12 protein-coding genes are annotated in these 17,594 nt (G+C 71.6%); 5 read left to right on the forward strand and 7 right to left on the reverse strand.

Annotated features, from left to right (window positions below; translation table 11 throughout):
- Nucleotides 1-312 precede the first annotated feature (312 nt).
- Nucleotides 313-1,293 (reverse strand): helix-turn-helix domain-containing protein, encoded by a 981-nt coding sequence (locus ABZT47_RS04880; protein WP_354836576.1) that lies wholly within the window; start codon nucleotides 1,291-1,293, stop codon nucleotides 313-315.
- 879 nt (nucleotides 1,294-2,172) lie between these two features.
- On the opposite strand from ABZT47_RS04880, the gene ABZT47_RS04885 reads away from it, so the two are divergent.
- From ABZT47_RS04885 to ABZT47_RS04895, 3 genes are all read left to right on the forward strand, one after another.
- Nucleotides 2,173-2,547 (forward strand): hypothetical protein, encoded by a 375-nt coding sequence (locus ABZT47_RS04885; protein ID WP_354836244.1) that lies wholly within the window; start codon nucleotides 2,173-2,175, stop codon nucleotides 2,545-2,547.
- 166 nt (nucleotides 2,548-2,713) lie between these two features.
- Nucleotides 2,714-4,699, forward strand: a complete 1,986-nt coding sequence (locus ABZT47_RS04890; protein WP_354836246.1) for a glycoside hydrolase family 44 protein — start codon at nucleotides 2,714-2,716, stop codon at nucleotides 4,697-4,699.
- A 152-nt stretch (nucleotides 4,700-4,851) separates the two neighbouring features.
- Nucleotides 4,852-5,727: a toll/interleukin-1 receptor domain-containing protein gene (locus ABZT47_RS04895; protein WP_354836248.1), complete on the forward strand. Its 876-nt coding sequence runs from the start codon at nucleotides 4,852-4,854 to the stop codon at nucleotides 5,725-5,727.
- Between the two features lie 67 nt (nucleotides 5,728-5,794).
- Here the strand turns inward: ABZT47_RS04895 and ABZT47_RS04900 are convergent, their stop codons facing one another.
- Nucleotides 5,795-6,541: a toll/interleukin-1 receptor domain-containing protein gene (locus tag ABZT47_RS04900; protein WP_354836250.1), complete on the reverse strand. Its 747-nt coding sequence runs from the start codon at nucleotides 6,539-6,541 to the stop codon at nucleotides 5,795-5,797.
- A 37-nt stretch (nucleotides 6,542-6,578) separates the two neighbouring features.
- A complete protein-coding gene (locus ABZT47_RS04905; protein ID WP_354836252.1) occupies nucleotides 6,579-7,715 on the reverse strand; it encodes an aminotransferase class V-fold PLP-dependent enzyme in 1,137 nt (378 codons plus the stop codon).
- 529 nt (nucleotides 7,716-8,244) lie between these two features.
- On the opposite strand from ABZT47_RS04905, the gene ABZT47_RS04910 reads away from it, so the two are divergent.
- Nucleotides 8,245-9,633 (forward strand): hypothetical protein, encoded by a 1,389-nt coding sequence (locus tag ABZT47_RS04910; protein ID WP_354836254.1) that lies wholly within the window; start codon nucleotides 8,245-8,247, stop codon nucleotides 9,631-9,633.
- A 69-nt stretch (nucleotides 9,634-9,702) separates the two neighbouring features.
- Here the strand turns inward: ABZT47_RS04910 and ABZT47_RS04915 are convergent, their stop codons facing one another.
- Genes ABZT47_RS04915 through ABZT47_RS04925 form a run of 3 tightly spaced genes read right to left on the reverse strand, consistent with a single transcriptional unit; the run spans nucleotide 9,703 to nucleotide 13,282 of the window.
- On the reverse strand, nucleotides 9,703-10,950 hold the full coding sequence (locus tag ABZT47_RS04915) for a cytochrome P450 (RefSeq protein WP_354836256.1): 1,248 nt from the start codon (nucleotides 10,948-10,950) through the stop codon (nucleotides 9,703-9,705).
- Nucleotides 10,951-11,006: 56 nt separating this feature from the next.
- Nucleotides 11,007-11,918 (reverse strand): aminoglycoside phosphotransferase family protein, encoded by a 912-nt coding sequence (locus ABZT47_RS04920; RefSeq protein WP_354836258.1) that lies wholly within the window; start codon nucleotides 11,916-11,918, stop codon nucleotides 11,007-11,009.
- The gene (locus tag ABZT47_RS04925; RefSeq protein WP_354836260.1) at nucleotides 11,915-13,282 is read right to left on the reverse strand and encodes a helix-turn-helix transcriptional regulator; all 1,368 of its coding nucleotides are present in this window, start codon (nucleotides 13,280-13,282) and stop codon (nucleotides 11,915-11,917) included. Before ABZT47_RS04925 ends, ABZT47_RS04920 begins: the two co-directional genes overlap by 4 nt.
- Nucleotides 13,283-13,512: 230 nt before the next feature.
- Between ABZT47_RS04925 and ABZT47_RS04930 the strand changes: the two genes are divergently transcribed.
- Nucleotides 13,513-14,214 carry an ATP-binding protein gene (locus tag ABZT47_RS04930; protein WP_354836262.1) on the forward strand — a complete coding sequence of 234 codons (702 nt, stop codon included), beginning with the start codon at nucleotides 13,513-13,515 and terminating at the stop codon, nucleotides 14,212-14,214.
- Here the strand turns inward: ABZT47_RS04930 and ABZT47_RS04935 are convergent.
- Entirely contained in the window at nucleotides 14,183-17,575 is a 3,393-nt protein-coding gene (locus ABZT47_RS04935) for a phosphodiester glycosidase family protein (RefSeq protein WP_354836264.1), read from the reverse strand. The two genes, ABZT47_RS04930 and ABZT47_RS04935, sit on opposite strands and share 32 nt — an antisense overlap.
- Nucleotides 17,576-17,594: the final 19 nt, after the last annotated feature.

The following is a 17,594-nucleotide window of genomic DNA, read 5'->3' on the forward strand; positions in this document are numbered from 1 at the left end:
CAACCACCTTTTGCTTGCCGGCCCTGAGCTGCGCGATCAAGTTGGAAATGGCTCAAGCCTCCGGAGCGAGAGGGCGTCCGGAGGCTCGGCCGGGATGAGAGGGTGCCGGGTCAAAGCGGGAAGGGTTGTGAGACAGAGTTCTGCTGGCCGCCGACCCGGATCCAGAAGTTGTAGGGGGTGCTGAAGCTGCTCAGATCGCCGCTGATCGCTCGTCGTCCCCTCGGCGAACATCACACGAGCGACATCCGCGGTCCATGACGAGCGGGCGCTGGGGGAATTGCGTGAGCGCTGACACCGAGAGGCCTCAACCTTTCAACGTCTGTACAAGAACTCCGACCGGCTCGATGCGCGTCGATATTCGGAGGGAGATATGCCGTAGGCGGACTGGAACGCGCGCGAGAAGTGAGGCTGCACGGTGAAGCCCCAGCGGGCGGCGATGGCGTGAATGGGCCGATCAACCAAGGCCGGGTCCGCGAGGTCGTGTCGACAGCGATCCAGGCGACGTGTCTGAATCCACTTCGCGACGGTGCATCCGTTGGATTCGAAGAGCCTGTGCAAGGTGCGAACGGAGACGTGATGAGCTTCGGCGATCATCGCCGGTGTCAAGTCCGGCTCCCCGAGCCGCTGTTGAATGAATGCTTGGACTTGCAGGTATAGCACCTGCCGGCCGGACTCGGTTGGCAACGCCGCCGGGCTTTCCATCTCATGGGCGATGAGGGCGGCCACCAAGTCGACGAGTATGGTCGAGATGCGGATGGCGTCCGACGGCGTATAGCCGCTCAGAGATCCGGCGGACTGGGTCGCGACGTTCCATAGCAGCGCCCCGATCCCGGTACGCCCGGACAAGCGAGCTCCGATGAGGCCGGCGGTGACCGCGGGTGGGACGGGCAGAAGCATTCGCGGCACCTGTAACCGCAGATATCGGGCGGCACCTGATTCATGCCATCCCTCGTAACAACGAGAGCTGTCGAGCAGAGAGATATCCCCCGGACGAGGCTCGGTCCGACGCTCATCGCACGTCAGAACCGTGGAACCCTCCTCGTACAACACCACATGGTACAAGCCGGGATCCGAACGGCGGATCATCTCGGCACTACGATGCAGGCCCCGACGAGCCGTACTGCTACTGACCATCTGCGCGATGGTCAACGCGCCTAGCCTTCCTAAAGCTATCCGGCCCGAGAAACTCTCGCTCCTGTCACCGTACACATCCACCGGCTCGCCCTCTCGGAGAATCGCCTCCCGGAAGTAAGGCAGCCGATCCGACGGCGCAACACCCTCCGTGGTCACCACCGTATCCAAAGCCGCTCTCCTCTTGAATCAGCTCTCTGACCGGTCGACACCTGCCATATGGAACAGCCGACCTGATCCCATAGCACTGAAAGGTGTGCGCCGAAACCATCCAGGCGATGCTCGGCCGGCGCCGGCGGGACGGCGTCGGCAAGGCCGACCCCGTGCACGCCGAGTGTGCGGCCGCCGCGTACGCAGGTCAAGAGCCGTTGATCGGGTCGGTATGATGCAGCCGTATATCACCAGGGCGGCGGCCCCTCACCGTGATCGCGAATCAGTCGGACACCGCTTCTATGTTTGTCAATCCGCTTCTAGAGCTGTCTCGAAGTGTTGATCAACGGCGTGTCGGAGCCGGATAAGGAGAGAGGTCTCCGGTAGCACGCCCAGCCTGCGCGACCCGGCCGCCGGCCTGGCACACCTGCTCGGCTGAACCAACATCGCCTCCGCCGCCGACCACCACCGCGGCCACCCAGCCGATGGCCTTCACCTACTCGGTCTCACGATCCGAGAACGCTTCGGCCCTGCTCCACGTGCGGCGGTCCCGGCACGGCCGAGGGATTCCGGGTATCCGGCACTCCGGCGCGAGGCTCGGTTTCTTCGATTCGGCCCGCGTGATCGCGCGGTCCACCGTCAGGAGCATTCACCGCGCGGTATAGCGCGACGAAATGCCATGTCCCAGACGACCCGGCAATCTGGTGAAACTTTCCGCGTGGTCGCGTGACGACCCGCGTTCAACCGACTGGAAGTGCGCTGTTGACATTCATCCGGAATCGATGGTCAATCGATGGGCTGATCCGTGGGCGATCACCGAATTCCGGCCGGACGGAAATCACGCGTGGCGCCGACGGGGCCGAGGCGTAATCGCGACAGAAGGGAAACGAGATGAGGCTTGCTCATCGATGCGCGCTCACCGTGCTGGCGCTGGCCGCGCTGCTGGTGACGCCGCTCGCCACGGGCGCCGCGTGGGCTTCGCCGGCTGCCGGGACGACGTCCGGCGGGTTCGGCGTCGCCGCCTGGCAGGAACTGCCCAAGGGCGTCGCCGCGACCAGGTCGGCACTGGAGGCGGAGACGAGTTACTGCATTCCCGTGGCCGGGCCCGGCGTGAAGATGACCTTCTACTGCGACATCAAGGAACTGAGCACGCTCTACGTCTACTGCGAGGGCGTGACCGTCATCATCACGCTGAACCCCGGGAAGTGGGCGCCGTCGGGAAGCTGTCCCGGGTATCGCGGGTACCGCCTGACACCCAGGGTCTAACAACCGCCGACTGAAAATTTCAATAGCTCACCGAGGTTGACCAGGGGATGCGCGAAAGGTCCACGTGCGGCCACTGGACCGGTTAAGGCGGGAGCAGCAGCATCTGACGGATAGCCGCCACCGGCCCCGCCGGAGGCACGTACTGGCTTCGAGGAGGGCTCCCGCCATGCCACCGCACCGGACCTGGCTCACCCTGGCCGCGACGGCCCTGCTGGCGACCACCGGAACAGCCCTGCCCGCGCGAGCAGCCGGCGGCGCGGCGGGCACGGGTTCCGCCGCCGAGGCCGGGCCGGCGCTGGCCGTGGATTTGAGCGCGCCGACCCATCCCATCAGCCCGTATGTGTACGGGATGAACTTCACCGAGGAGGCACTGGCCAAGGAGGTGCGCCTCCCGGTGCGGCGCTGGGGCGGCAACGCCACCACCCGGTACAACTTCCGGCTGGACACCCCCAACCGGGCCGCGGACTGGTACTTCGAGAACATCGCCGGCGACAACGCCGACCCCGCCGCGCTGCCGGACGGCTCGGAGACCGACCGGTTCGTCGACCAGGACAAGCGCACCGGCACCGACAGCGTCATCACGCTCCCGCTGATCGGCTGGGCCCCGAAGGAGCGGGCCAAGGCGTGCGGGTTCAGCGTGGAGAAGTACGGCCCGCAGCAGTCGACCGACCAGTGGGCGCCCGACTGCGGCAACGGCGTCCGGCCGGACGGCACGAACATCACCGGCAACGACCCGCACGACACCAGCGTGGAGGTCGGGCCCGAGTACGTCACCGACTGGATGGCCCACCTGCGCGGCCGGTACGGCGACGCCTCGCACGGCGGCGTGCGCTTCTACAACCTGGACAACGAGCCCGACATCTGGCATTCGACGCACCGCGACGTGCACCCGGCCGGCGCCTCCTATGACGAGATGCGCGACAAGACCTACGCGATCGCGGCCGCGGTCAAGGCCGCCGATGCCAAGGCCCAGACCCTCGGCCCGGTCGGCTGGGGATGGTCGTCGATCACCTTGTCCGGCTCCGACCAGCAGCGCTGCTCCATCGAGGGCTGCTGGAGCAACCCGCCGGACCAGGCCGCGCACGGCGGCGTGCCGTTCGGGGAGTGGTACCTGCAGCAGATGCGCGCCTACGAGCAGGCGCACGGCGTGCGCATCCTGGACTACTACGACAACCACTGGTACCCGCAGGCCGGCGTCTTCGGCGGCGACCCGAGCGACCCGGGCGACGCGGCCAAGCAGGCGCTGCGGCTGCGCCAGACCCGCACGCTGTGGGACCGCGCCTACACCGACGAGAGCTGGATCGGCCAGCCGGTCTACCTCATCCCGCGAATGAAGGACATGGTCGCCCGCAACTACCCGGGCACCAAGGTGGCCGTCACCGAGTACAACTTCGGCGCCCTCGGCTCGCTGAACGGCGCGCTCGCGCAGGCCGACGTGCTGGGCATCTTCGGCCGGGAGGGCGCGGACCTGGCGACCCTGTGGTCGCCGCCCACCTCGGCCGAACCCGGCGCCTACGCCTTCCGCATGTTCCTCAACTACGACGGCCAGGGGGGCCGCTTCGGCGACACCTCGGTGCTGTCCACCAGCGAGGACCAGGGCCGGCTCGCCGTCTACGGGGCCAGGCGCGGCGCGGACGGCGCGCTGACGCTGGTGGTCGTGAACAAGACCGGCTCGGACCTCACCAGCCCGCTCACCGTCAAGGGCGGCGCCCCGGGCACCTCGGCGCAGGTCTACCGGTACAGCGGCGCCGACCTCACCGCGATCGCCCGCGCCGCGGACCTGCCGCTCACCACGACGGCCACCTCGGCCACGGCCTCCACCACCTTCCCGGCCAACTCCATCACCACGCTCGTCGTGCCGGACTCGGTGCCGCCCACCGCTCCGGCCGGGCTGAAGGCGGGCCGTCCCACGGCGCACGCGGTCACGCTCACCTGGTCCGCGGCCAGGGACAACGTCGCGGTCAAGGGCTACCAGCTCTCCCGGCAGGCGCCCGGCGAGCCGGTCAGAACGCAGGACCTCACCGCGACCCGGGCCGTCGTGACCGACCTGGCGCCCGGCCGGCGCTACACGTTCTGGGTGCGCGCCCGCGACCTGGCCGGCAACCTCGGACCGAAGTCGCAGTCCGTCCAGGTGACCACTCCCCCGCGCTGACGCTCCGCAGGGCCCGGCGGCCGGGCGGCGCGCAGTATGCTCGCTGCGTTCCACCCGGCCGCGGGCCCGCGTGCACACGCTCGCGGTGCGACGCCCGGCGCCCCGTCCGGGTGCCCTGCCGGGTCCGAGATGATCGCGTGGGGAGGGCACCGATGGGCGACGACGGGGCTTTACAGGCCAGGGTGTTCATCTCCTATTCGAGCGCGGACCGTGAGTTCGCCCGGTTCCTGGACGGCTCGCTGGCCGCCGCCGGTGTCGCCACCTTCCTGGCCGAGCGCGATCTGAAGGTGGGCGACTCGATCCCGGAGCGGATCTTCGGGGAGATCGCCGCCGCCACCAGCCTGATCTACGTCGTCTCCCGCGCCTCGGTGCGCTCACCCTGGGTGCGCGAGGAGCTCGGCGTCGCCAAGATCCGCGCGATGGAGGGCAAGGGGTTCGGCATCCTGCCGCTTCTGCTCGACGACGTGACGCTCCCGCCGAGCGTCAGCCACATCAAGTACGCCGACTTCCGGGACTGGCGGAACGCCACGTCCTACCGCAAGACGGTGCTGGAGCTGCTCCAGTCCCTGGGCGGCGCTCCGGTGCTGATCGGACAGCGGCAGATCCTCTGGTACCTGGACAACCTCGACACGCTGAAGTTCGTCAAGCACGCCGTGTCGGTGCTGCACACCCGCACCGACACCGCCACCGGCTACTTCCAGTGGTTCGACAGCTGGCACTGGTCGGTCAAGTACGCCGCCAGCGACGACGACCCGCCGTTCCTCTCGGCCATGGACCGGCTGGAGGAGCTGCTGGCCCCGGTGGCGGACGGCGACCAGCGGCTGCGGGCGCTGCGAGACTGCATAGAGCCGGCCAAGAAGGCCGTGGTGCGGGGCTCCAGGGATCCCGGCGACCGGGGCAAGTCGAGCCGGCGGATCCGCGAGGTCGTGGAGGTCTGCGCCCGGATGCTCGCCATCCTGAACGATCTGGAGGGCGACTTCGAGGCCTCCGTGCACGCCGCGATCGCCACCAGGATGGAGCGCCCGTGACCCACGGCGCGGGACCGCCGGCGTTCCCCGCGGGACATCCGCTCCGGACGCCGCGCGGCGTCCCGGCTCAGGTCGCGGGCCGGGCTTCGGGCCGGGGGACGCGCAGAGCGCTCGCGATGTCGTCGATCCGCCGGTCGTACTCCGGCGGCGCGGCGTCCCTGAAGTCGGCGTAGTAGCGCGTCTTCGCGAACGCCGGCAGCTCGACGTCCTTGATCACGACGGGGATGAAGCGCGACCCGTTCTCGATGGCCCTCTGTACCAGCGCCGCGTACTCCTGCCGCGCCCACCCGCTGGCCATCGACGCCGGGCTGCAGACCAGGATGCCGGCGGCCGAGTCGCGGATGGCCTGCTCCACCGCGTGCACGAGCACGTCGCCGGGCACGAGGACGACCTGGTCGCGCGCGATGCGCAGCCCCCTGGCCTCCAGACGCCGGGTGAACGCCTCCACCCACTCGCCGTCCTCATGGGAGTAGGCGACGAAGGCGTCGTAGGCGACCCGCCCGGACCGTCGCGGGGACGACCGCGTCCGCCGGAGCGGTCCCGTTCCCGCCGCCGAAGGTCCACTCTCCTCAGCCGGTCCCGTTCCCGCCACCGAAGGTCCCTCAGACGGTCCCGTTCCCGCCGCCGGCTCCGTCTGCTCGGACGGTGCCGTTCCCGCCGTCTCCTCGGGCGGCAGGGCCTCGGGCGCGGGTGCGGAGGCGGCTGGGCGCGGGGCCGCGCGACGGGCGGGCCGCACCGCCACCCAGGCGTAGTAGGCGGCCACGACGCCCGCCACGGTGCCGACCGCCGTCAACGCCAGCGCCACCGCTTCCATGCCGCAGATCCTAACGCGCGGGCTCCCCGCACCGGCCTCAGGCGAACAGGTCGCGCAGGGCTGCGGCGAGGCGTTCGTAGTCCTGTTCGCGGTTGTAGACCTGGGCGGACAGGCGCAGCAGGCCGGCGCCGGGCCATCCCTTGATCCCGGCTCGCACGCCGTGCCTGCGCAGGATCTCGGCCGACAGCGCCTCGGCGCGCGGCTGGGTCTCGGCGACCCCGTCCGGCAGTCGCAGAACGCACATGGCCAGCTCCGGGTCCGCGCGCCAGGGCCGCAGGCCGGCGGTGTCGGCGACGATACGGCGGCCGGTCGCCGCCAACTCGGCGTTGCCGGCCCGGACGGCGCTCGGCCCGACGTCCTCCAGCACGCGAAGGCCCTCGGGCGCGGCCAGCCAGGCCGTGTAGTCGCGGGTGCCCTGGAATTCGAGACTGCGGGGGAAGCCGTCCGGCTGGTAGAAGGAGGGGATCAGCGGCTCGACCCGCTCGCGCCAGGCGGGGGCGACGGCCAGCACGCCCGCGGGCCGGGGCCCGAACGCCCATTTGTGCAGGTTGCCGGTCCAGAAGTCGGCGTCCAGCTCGCCGAGGTCCACCTCCAGCATGCCGGGGGCGTGCGCGGCGTCCACGATCGTCGTCACGCCCAGGGCGCGGAACCCCGCCACCAGCTCGCCCACCGGCAGCAGGCGGGCGGTGTGGGAGGTGATGTGGTCGAAGACGGCCGCCTTGGTACGCGGTGTCACCGCGCCGAGGTAGGCCCGCGCGGCGTCCTCCCCCGACCATTCGCCGTCGTCGCGCCCGGGAAGGTCCACCACGACCACCTCGGCGCCGGTCCGCTCGGCCGTGCGCCGAACGGCGATCTCGACGGCGCCGTAGGTGTGGTCGCTGATCACGATCTGGTCGCCGGGCCGCAGCGTCAGGCTGTTCAGCGCGACGGCGACGCCCTCGGTCACGTTGGAGACGAACGCGACGCCGCCGGGCTCGGCGCCGAGGAAGGCCGCCACCTCCTCGCGCGCCTTGGCGACGCGCTCGGTCACCGTGGCGAAGAACGCGTCGGGAGCCCGCTCGGCCTCCCGGCGCAGCTCGTCCTGCCTCTCCTGCACCCGGCGCGGCACCGCCCCGAACGATCCGTGGTTCAGGTGCACGACGGCGGGGTCCAGGCTGAAGTCTTCGATATCCACAACCGGACACTAACCGCCGTCGCCCGTACGCTCCTTCGCCGCCCCACCGTTCCATCTCGCGAGTCCGCTCCGGCCTCGTCCATGCCCGAAAAGGGCGCCCGTGCACGGCCGGGCGGCGGTAATGCGCGGGTTCGCCGCTCATCGGGTTTCACGCATTCACCTGCTCCTCGGGAACCCGGTGGCGCGGATCGTCTCGCCATATGGAACAAATCGGCCACGGTCGGGCGCCCTTTGGGCCCCCAGCCGATAAAGCTCGCAAAACAGTACGAATCACGCCGATAAAGCTCGCAAATAGGGACGAAACAGCAGGACAACCCGATCGGCGGGACAGGGAACGCATTGATCACGACAAGGGCAACTCTGGAGACAACCAGGATGATCATCCATAGAGAGGCAGGGAAGCCAACGTTTCTCCGGAACAATTCACCTCCATTCCGGATTTCTGGTGAAATTTCATGTCAACGTATTTTTTTGGGCCCCCACTGGCGGTTAGGCTCCCTCCGGAATGTCACCCACAAGAGGAGCAGCTTTGTCGTTACGGTTGAGGCGCCTTGTTTCGGTGATCGCCGCGGGGGGGCTCGCTGTCCTGGTGACGGCGAGTCCGGCAGGCGCTTTCGATGCCCCCTACGACCCCGAACCCATCTCTCCCTACGCGCAGCCGGCGGACGCGAGCGTCCCCCAGCGGGGCTGCGCCGCGACGCTCGCGGACCCGAAGAACGCCAGCGGGAGCATCCCGGCGGTCCAGGTCATCTACGCCTGGCACGACGGCATCGGGAACAGGTACGAGCAGCAGGTCGAGAAGATCGCCAAGATCGTCGACCGGATGGACTGGTCGCTGGACGAGTCCACCAACTACGACCAGCACATCAACCTGAGCTGCAGAACCGGGTACAGCACCAGCACCTACTCCGGGTACGCCCACGCCCTGGTCGTGCCTGAGAAGATCGAGTCCGGCGTCATCGGCGGCGAGACCCCGGTCCAGACCATCACCCACGATCTGGCGGACTCCGGCTACGACGTCGACAACCGCAAGTACGTGGTGTTCGAGGACTTCAACGGCACGGCCAACGCCTGGTGCGAGCCCGCGTGCGCGGCGACCGCCGACGCCTGGGCCAGCGGCACCGTGCTGCACGAGCTGGTCCACCTCGCCGCGGACGGCTTCTACGTCGACCACCCCAAGGTCACCGAGGGCTCGGAGATCCTGAGCTACCCCGACCTGATGGCCAACCCGTACTACGACTGGACGCTGGACCACGACTTCAACAACTACTACGACCCCAGCGAGACCTCGGCCACCTTCTACCAGGGCAACTATCCCGACACCCGCAAGGCCAACGCGGCGAGCTGGCCGTACTTCACCACGGCGACCTGCTGCGACGTCGGGTACAGCAACGACCTGCTGACCGCGCAGGAGCGCACCGTCGAGGCGCAGGCGCCCTACGCGACGCCCGCGGGCTTCAGCGTCTCGGGCGGGGGCTGGATGCAGGTCACCCCGCCGGGGTCCGACAGCCAGGTCTCCGCGCGGTACTACGACGGGCGGCGGTCGCTGACCATGAACGTCCAGTCCTACGCCGAGGGATCGGTGTCGGTGACCCGTAAGCCGGCGGTCACCGCCGGGCAGCGCTACAAGTTCTTCGCCAAGCTGACCACCGGCACCTCGGGCAACGTGAAGCTGCGGCTGGGCTGGTACAACTCCTCGGGCACGCTGATCTCCAACAGCGACGGCCCGGTCACCGCGCTGACGACCGGCTGGCAGGAGTACTCGGTGTCGGCGGTCGCGCCGAGCGGGACGGCCACCGCGCAACTGTCGGTGGTCAGCCCCTCCGGGCAGAACTTCGCCTACGTGCTGGACGGGCTGCAGCTCAACCAGTGCAACAACGGCAAGACCAGCGACGGCTGCCGCGTCGGCAACAGCTGAATCTCGCCCCCACGCCCGCCCGGCCGCACCCAGCGGCCGGGCGGGTTCGCGTCGCGGCCACGCGGGAGGTCAGAAGGTGAAGGGCTGGGAGGTGACGCCGTTGTCGAAGTTGGACAGCAGCAGGCCGGGCTCGCCGGTGGCGCGGATGCCGGGCAGGCGGGTGAACAGCTCCCGGTACATGATCTTGATCTCCTGGCGGGCCAGGTTGGCGCCCAGGCAGAAGTGCGGGCCGGGACCGCCGAAGCCCACGTGCGGGTTCGGCTTGCGCGTGATGTCGTAGCGGCCGGGGTCGTCGAAGACCTCCTCGTCGCGGTTGGCGGAGCCGTAGAACAGCACCACCTTGTCGCCGGGGACGAGCCTGACCCCGCGCATCTCGTACTCCTCGGTGACGGTGCGCCGGAACTGCATGATGGGCGAGACGTAGCGGACGGTCTCCTCGATGGCGCCGCCGATGTGGGCCTCGAAGTCGCCGGTCAGCCGCTCCCGTTCGGCGGGGTTGTCGGTGAGCAGCTTCAGGCCGTGCGCCATGGTGTTGCGCGCGGTCTCGTTGCCGGCCACCAGCAGCAGCGTGAAGAACGAGCCGAGCTCCCTCGGCGTCAGGCGCTCGCCGTCGACGTTGGCCGTGACAAGCGCCGACACCAGGTCGCCCGCGGGCTCGCGCTCACGCTGACGGCCGAGGTCGATCACCATGCGCTGCAGGGCGAACAGCGCCGCCATGTTGCGCCCGGCCATGGCGACCGTGCGCGGCAGGCTCATGCGGACGCCGGTGTAGGCGGTGGAGACGTCCACGTGCTGGTGCACCTTGGCGCGGATGCCGTCGGGGATGCCCATCATGTCGCAGATGACGTGGATGGGCAGCCGGGCGGCGACCTGCGAGACGAAGTCGCGCGGCCCCTGCTCTACGACGTCGTCGACGATGCGCTCGGCGGCCCTGGCGATGCCGTCGTTCAGGCCGCTGAGCATCTTCGGCGAGAACGCGCGGGACACGATGCGGCGCAGGCGGGCGTGGCGGGGGTCGTCGAGGTTGACCATCGAGTCGCCGAAGACGTGCTTGACCCAGCCGGGCGGCTCGGGGTTGGTGACGGCCGGCTCACTGGAGAACACCTTGGCGTTGCGGCTGGCCTCCACCACCTCGGCGTGCCGCACCAGAGCGTGGAACCCCTTGCCGGAGCGGAGCAGGGGCACCCGGCGCTCGGGGAAGAACACCGGGTGGGGAAGGCTCCGCAGCCGGGCGAAGTCGCGCTCGCGCTCGTGCGGCGGCCGGCGCCAGAACGCCAGGTCCGCCAGGTCGATGCCCGTGTCCACCGCCGTTGTCACGGTCCTATCCTGGCACGCCCGCGGCGGCGCCGCCGCCGCGCGGGGATCGTCCCGCCTCAGCGGTAGGGCTGCCACCGGGTGGTCAGGTCGCGGGCGCGGAAGGTGCGCATGCGGTGCTCCCACTGCAGGCGGATCGCCGGGTTGCTGCGCAGGATCGGCAGCACGCTGGTGACCAGCTTCAGCTCGCGCAGCCGGCGCAGCACCGGGAAACCCTCCCAGGCGGTGACGTCCACGCCGTAGTGCTCGGCCAGCAGGGCGTGGTCGTCGGTGGCGTAGTCCAGCCGCAGCCGCCCGACGGCCACCGGCGCCAGGTCCCACTCGCGCGGGCCGACGCCGGTGCCGTCGAAGTCGCACAGCACCGGGCCGCGAGGTCCGGCGATGACGTTGCCGAGGAAGGCGTCGCCGTGGATCACGCCGGGCGGCAGCGCGAAGCGCAGCCCGGCGAGCTGCTCCTCCACCTCGTCGCACTCGCGCAGCAGGAACGCGTGGTCGGCGGCGCCGAGGTCCTCGGGCTCGGCCAGCCGCTGCCGCACCTCGCGCATCGGCCGCCAGCGCGGCAGGCCGGCGGGCGGGCCGGGGAGCCGGTGCAGGCGCCTGAGCAGGACGGCCAGGGCGGCGCCGTCCGGGCGGGGGCCGACCTCGGGGACGTCCTCCCACAGCGTGATCATCTGGCCGTGCAGCCGCAGCGGCTGCTCGAGCCCGGACAGCAGGCGCACCGCCGGGTAGTCGTGGTCCCGCAGCCAGCGGGCCACCCGCACGACCAGCGGAACCCGGTCGCGCGCGGCGGTGGACCCGGCCACGCGCACCACGACCGGAGCCGTGCGCAGCCGGAAGACGGCGTTGTTGGTGAACTTGATCAGCTGGGCCCCCGCGGGGTCCAGACCCGTCTCGGCGTGCAGGGCGCCGAGCAGGAAGTGGAGGTTGTCCCTGGTGAGCCCGCCGGAGGCGTCGACTGTGGTGAGGCTCATACGGCGCGCAGCTCCGCGATGCGCCTGCGCAGGTCGCGGGCGTCGGCGCTGTCCGGCCGGGCCGCCGCGGCGGCCTCCAGGGGCGCGAGACGGTCGATCGTGCGCACGGACCTGATCTGGGTGATCAACTCGACCGCCTCGCGCCCGTCGGCCAGGCCGTCGTCCATCTCGCCGAGCTGCAGCCGCACGGTGGCCAGGCCGATGAGCTCGAACACCTTGCTGCGCGCCATCTCGGGCGCGCGCCGCCGCACGCTGCCCGACAGCAGCTCGGCGGCCCTCGGCAGGTGACGGGCGTCGGCCTGGGCCAGGCCCAGGTAGGTCATGCCGCTCGCGGCCATCAGGTCGGCCTCGGTGAAGAACCGCACCCAGCCGGGCACCTCGTCGGTGTTGGCGCGGTTGAACTCGTCACGGGCCCGGTTGATGGACTTGGTCGCCAGCCGCTCGTCGCCGAGCAGCGCGTACGCCCACGCCTCGTTGGCGCACAGCATGGCGACGGTCAGCTCGCAACTGGCGTCCTGGGCGCAGATCTGGCCGAGCTGGAAGAACCGCAGCGCGTCCTCCACCCGCCGCAGGTGCAGGTGAACCCGCCCCATGCGGTACAGGATGTTCGCGGCCAGGGAGGAGTCACCGGCGTGCTTGGCCTGTTCCAGGGCCCGGGCCAGGTGGCGGCGGGCGGCGCCGTGCAGGCCGACGTCGAAGGAGGTCCACCCCGCGAGGTTGTGCTGGTCGGCCAGGGCGCGGTGCAGACGGCGCCCGACCCGCTCGGAGCAGGAGGCGCGCAGCAGGGCCTGCGACCAGGTGAGCTGGGCGACCACCGCGTCCCTGCACACGCCCCCGCCGTAGCGGTAGTCCAGCGCGCGCAGCGACCGGGTGACGCTCTCGACCTGGTCGACCTCGGCGTCGCCGATGCGCCCGGGGGTGGGGGTGTCGACGCGGGCCAGCGGCCGGCGCCAGTCGTCGGCGCAGGCCACCGCGGCGCCGATGGTCACCTGCGCGGCGTGGGCCAGCAGCCGGCGGACCTGCTCGTCTTCGTCCAGGTCGTCGTCGTGCCCGCCGGGCGCCGGCACGGCCACGAGCTGGGTGCCGTCGTCGTAGGCCAGGCCCATGTAGCCGCGCGGCACGCCGAGCCCGTCGGCGATGCGGACGAGCACGTCGTAGGCCATGACCTGGCGGCCGTTGAGGATCTCGGAGATCTCGGACTGGGACTGCCCGGTCAGCGCGGCGATGCGCCGCTGGGAGATGCCGACGCGCTGCAGGAGCAGGTAGACGGTGGCGATGTCGCGCCCCGCCAGCGCCTGCCGCATTTGGGGACGTTCCCAGACGGCGAAGCTGATCGCCTGCTCACTCGGCTGAGTGACGTTCATGCCAACCTTCCACTGTGGGCTGCGCTGGCCTCTCAGGTAACCAGGTGACCATGGGTTTCGGTGGGGATAACGGTCGGACCGATCGCCCGGGCTGATCGGCTCGGACGATCGCGGCAGACCCGGGATGGGTATCGGTGAGGCGGCTCCCTGTCTCCCGCGCCGCTCCCGCAGCATGGAGGCCAACCTCGGGGGGATCACCGCGCGCTTCCTCCGCCGGCACAACGGTCGACATGCCAAGGAGTGATCAGCTCATGCGCGCCGAGCAGCCCGTCCCACAGGAGGCTCACCACCGCACCGGGGTCCTGGCGCGGGAGCGGCGGCCGGGTGACCACCCGTGCGCCCCTTATGCTCCCTCGCCCGCCGAGGACGCCTTCCAGGTCGTGGTCACGACGCTACGGGCGGGGTCGGCCTCGCGCTGCGCCCGGGCGGCCGTGCGCGAGGTGCTGGCCGCGGCGGGAGTGGACGGCGACGACATCGGCGACGCCGAGATCATCGTGGCCGAGCTCGCCGCCAACTCCGAGACCCACGCGCGCGGGCCGTACGAGGTGCGGGTCCACTGCCTGAGCGGCATCCCGATGTGGTGCGAGGTGGTGGACGGCGGGCGCGACCTCGGCCACGTCACCGCCGTCCTGGCCCGGTTGCAGCAGGACGACGACGCTCGCGAGAAGGACGACGACCCCGGACGGGCTCTCGGCCTCGGGGAGGACGAGGGCCCCGGACGGGCCGCCGGCCCTGGGCCGGAGGTCGTGGACCTCGCGCCGTTCTCCGAGAGCGGCCGCGGGTTGCTGCTGGCCCACCGGCTGTCCAACGGGCACTGCTACGCCTACCCGACGACGATGTCCGCCGGCGGCGGGGCGGGCAAGGCCGTGGCCTTCGCCCTGCCCGCCCCCGCCGTCGCGGTCAGCGGGGCTTCGGCGCCCCCGTCACCGTGACGGTGGCCGAGGCCGACCGGTCGGCGGAGGCGACGGTGAGCGTGGCGCGTCCGGCCCGGACGGCGGTGAGCCGGCCGCTGGACAGGTCGAGCACCGCGACCACGCGGTGGTCGCGGGCCGCGTCCCGCGCGTCCTCGGCGGAGCCGGCCACCGCGAGGGCCCGGTCGCCGCTCCAGGTGACGCTGGCCGGGTAGCGCAGCGGGAAGGTCAGGCCGAAGCCGGTGGTGGTGCCGGTGGCCGACACCTCGGCGCTCGCGCCGGCGGTGAGCGTGCCGGGCGCGGTCAGGGTGAGCTCGTCGAACAGCGGGTTGACCCGCGCGGTCAGCCAGTCACGGGTGCCGGGGCTGGGCAGGTCCGCCTCGACCCTGCCCGGCGTGGCGTCCACGCCGACCAGCATCCAGCCGAGGAAGCCGCCCTTGTCGGGCGAGCTGTAGGGGGTCTTGCCGACGGCCGGGGTGGTGACCTCGGCCACGCCGTCCACCCGGGTGACGGCCGCGGTGTGGGCGTGCCCGGTGAACAGCGCCACCGGCTTGCCCGCGCTCTCGCGGAACCCGGCCAGCCACCGTTCGACCAGCCCGGCTTCGAGCTGGTCGGCGAACTGCGAGCCGCCGGCGCCGGAGGGGTCGTGCAACGGGTGGTGGAAGAGGACCGCGAGCGACTTCACCGAGCGGTCCTTCGCGGCCCTGGCCAGCTCCTGCTGGAGCGCGGGGACCTGCGTCCAGTCGGAGGCGCGCAGCCCGCCGAGCGTGGTGTTCATCAGCACGAAGCGGGTGCCCTTGTGGTCGAAGACCTGGTGGGCGGGGCGGCCGGTGGCCAGGAAGGCGTCCAGGGTGCCGGTGGCGGTGGCCCCCGACTCGTGGTTTCCCGGCGTCCAGTACACCGGGACGCCGGCGGGGACGTTGTCCTTGAGCACCTGCTCGGCGAAGGCGATGTCGGCCGGCGCGTTGTTGTCCACGAAGTCGCCGTTGACGACGATGAAGTCGGGCTCGGCGGCGACCGCCTGCCTCAGCGCCGCCGCCGCCTGCCGCGCCGGGAACGAGGACGGCCCGGCGGCGGCGCTGACGTGCAGGTCGGACATGACGGCGAAGCGCCAGCGGCCCGCGCCGACGCCCTTCTGCTCAAGGACGAACGGGTCGGACCCGATGGCCGTCTCGGGCGCGACCTCCTGGCCGACCAGGGCGGTGAGCCCGTCGAACCTGATCTCGCCCGCGTCCTTGGCGAGGTTGGAGGTCTCCACGACGTACACGTTGGTGAGGGTGAGCGGCTCGGAGAAGCCCGCGGGCAGCGTGCCCTCGACCCACTTCCAGCCGGTCCAGTCGACGACCTGGGCGAAGGTGAACGGCACGTTCGTGGTGCCCTGCGAGCGCAGCGTGGCGCGCAGCCAGTGCCGCCTGCCGTCGCCGTAGGCCCACACGCCGATGCGCCGGGTGCCGTGCGGCAGGGTGAGGGCCGCGGGCTTGGCGACGGCGTAGGCGGCGGAGGTGCCCGAGGTGCCGGCGAAGTCGTAGCGCAGCGCGAGAGCCTGGTTGCCCGCGGGGGCGCCCGGCCGGTCGGCGGCGTCCACGGACGCCAGGGTGGCGGTGGCCTTGGCGGTGGAGACCCCCCAGCTCTCGGCGGGCTCGAACTCGGCGAGCGACGCGCGCTTGAGCCCGACCACGACGGGCAGCCGCGCCGACTTGCCCTGGACGGTGGCGGTGACGACGGTGGCCGTCCCCCCAGGCGCGTCCAGTCCTGTGATGGTGAACGAGCCGTCGTCCCGGGGCTCGACCTTCACCACGGCCTTGTCGTAGTCGAGGGTGAGGTCGCGGACGGCGACCGGCGCGCCGAAGCCGTCGGCGTCGTACCCGCGCACCCCGGCCACGGCCGAGTCGCCGCTCTCCAGGGTCAGGCTCGGGACGGTGAACCCGGCCTTGGCCAGCTCGCCGAGCACGCGCACCCGCGCCCGGCCGTGGGCCCGGCCGGCGTGGGCGCTCACCTCGCCCTGCCCGGGCCGCGCGGCGCGCAGCAGGCCGCCGCGCACCTCGCCGAGCCGGCCCGCCTCCCAGGCGACCCGCTCGCGGCCGAGGCCGGCGGGGGCGTAGGTCTCGTCGTACCCGGCGGCCGACAGCTTCAGGGTGAGGCCGGGGAACACCCGGTCCGCGGGGGTGCGCACCGACAGGCCGGTGAGCCTGCCGGAGCCCTTGGCGGTGAACAGGCCGACGCCGCTCGGAATGGAGCGCTCGCCGCCGTCGGAGGGGGTGTTGACCACGCTGACGCGGCCGTCGCCGGGGGTGCGGGCGACCAGGTCGGAGGAGCCGCCGCCGTCGAGCATGAACGCCTCGCGGGCGCCGAGCCGCACCAGCAGCCTGGCGGTCTCGTCGAAGCTCAGGCCGGCCGAGAAGTTGGCCGAGCCGTCCACCGTCACCAGCAGCAGCCGCCTGCCGCCCTGCGACCAGCCGATGGCGGTGCGGGGCTTGGGCGCGTCGTTGCCGGTGGAGGGCGGGAAGTCGATGGCCTGGCCGTCACGCACGAGCACCTCGCCGCTGCCGAGCGCCGTGCGCAGCTTGGCCGGGGAGTCGGTGCGCAGGGCGACGTCCAGCGTGACCGGGTCGCCCGGCTTGGCGGCGGCGAGCGCGGCCGCGGCGGTGCCCTGGCCGACGACGACCAGCCCGCCGTCCGGGACGGGGGTGGCCGTGACCGTGTCGGCGACCGCGGTGACGGCGCCCGCGGCGACGACCAGTTCGGTGATGGCCCCCGAGTGGCCGATCAGGGTGCGCGCGGCCGGGCCCCACTGGTCGGTGAAGACCGACACGGCGTTCGCCGGCAAGGACGGCGAGTTGAGGTTCGCGACGGGGTGCGAGGTGCCGGCGACGGTGACGCCGCCCTCCAGCAGCGCGCTCGCCAGCCGGGCCACCTTGTCCTCGCCGACGGTGGCGACCGTGCGGGCGTCGGCGGTGGCCTTGCGCAGCTCGCCGTCCCTGACCTCTGGCCCGATGACCGCGTCGGTGTTGTTGATCTCGTAGTAGTCGCCGTTGACGGCGGCCACGGCGCCGCGGGCGTCGGCCGACTCCGACAGCGGCCGGGTCTCGGTGAGCCTGCCGCCCACGAGCCCGACGTCCACGCCGGGGCCCGACAGGTCGGCGTTGAGGACGTGCGCCCGGGTCCAGCCGTCGCGGCCGAAGGTGTCGAACGTCGTCAGCACGACCCCGGGCGCGATGGTGCGGTCGGTGCGGCCGGCCTCGACCGACTCCCCCGGCACGGTCGTGTGGTAGTCGGGCCGCGTCCCCCCGGCTTCGTGGTCTCCCGCGTACGCGGTCGCCTGGACCAGCCCGGGAAGGCCGATGGCCAGCGCCACGACGACGGCGCGCGCCAAACTACGCATCACTACCTCCAAGTACGAA

Source organism: Sphaerisporangium sp. NPDC005289, from assembly GCF_040607455.1.
GTDB lineage: Bacteria > Actinomycetota > Actinomycetes > Streptosporangiales > Streptosporangiaceae > Sphaerisporangium > Sphaerisporangium rhizosphaerae.

Coding starts and splice junctions, on each gene's coding strand:
- ABZT47_RS04935 (WP_354836264.1), bottom strand. CDS start 17,575: ATGCGTAGTTTGGCGCGCGCCGTCGTCGTGGCGCTGGCCATCGGCCTT.
- ABZT47_RS04930 (WP_354836262.1), top strand. CDS start 13,513: ATGCCAAGGAGTGATCAGCTCATGCGCGCCGAGCAGCCCGTCCCACAG.
- ABZT47_RS04900 (WP_354836250.1), bottom strand. CDS start 6,541: ATGGAAGCGGTGGCGCTGGCGTTGACGGCGGTCGGCACCGTGGCGGGC.
- ABZT47_RS04885 (WP_354836244.1), top strand. CDS start 2,173: ATGAGGCTTGCTCATCGATGCGCGCTCACCGTGCTGGCGCTGGCCGCG.
- ABZT47_RS04890 (WP_354836246.1), top strand. CDS start 2,714: ATGCCACCGCACCGGACCTGGCTCACCCTGGCCGCGACGGCCCTGCTG.
- ABZT47_RS04925 (WP_354836260.1), bottom strand. CDS start 13,282: ATGAACGTCACTCAGCCGAGTGAGCAGGCGATCAGCTTCGCCGTCTGG.
- ABZT47_RS04920 (WP_354836258.1), bottom strand. CDS start 11,918: ATGAGCCTCACCACAGTCGACGCCTCCGGCGGGCTCACCAGGGACAAC.
- ABZT47_RS04895 (WP_354836248.1), top strand. CDS start 4,852: ATGGGCGACGACGGGGCTTTACAGGCCAGGGTGTTCATCTCCTATTCG.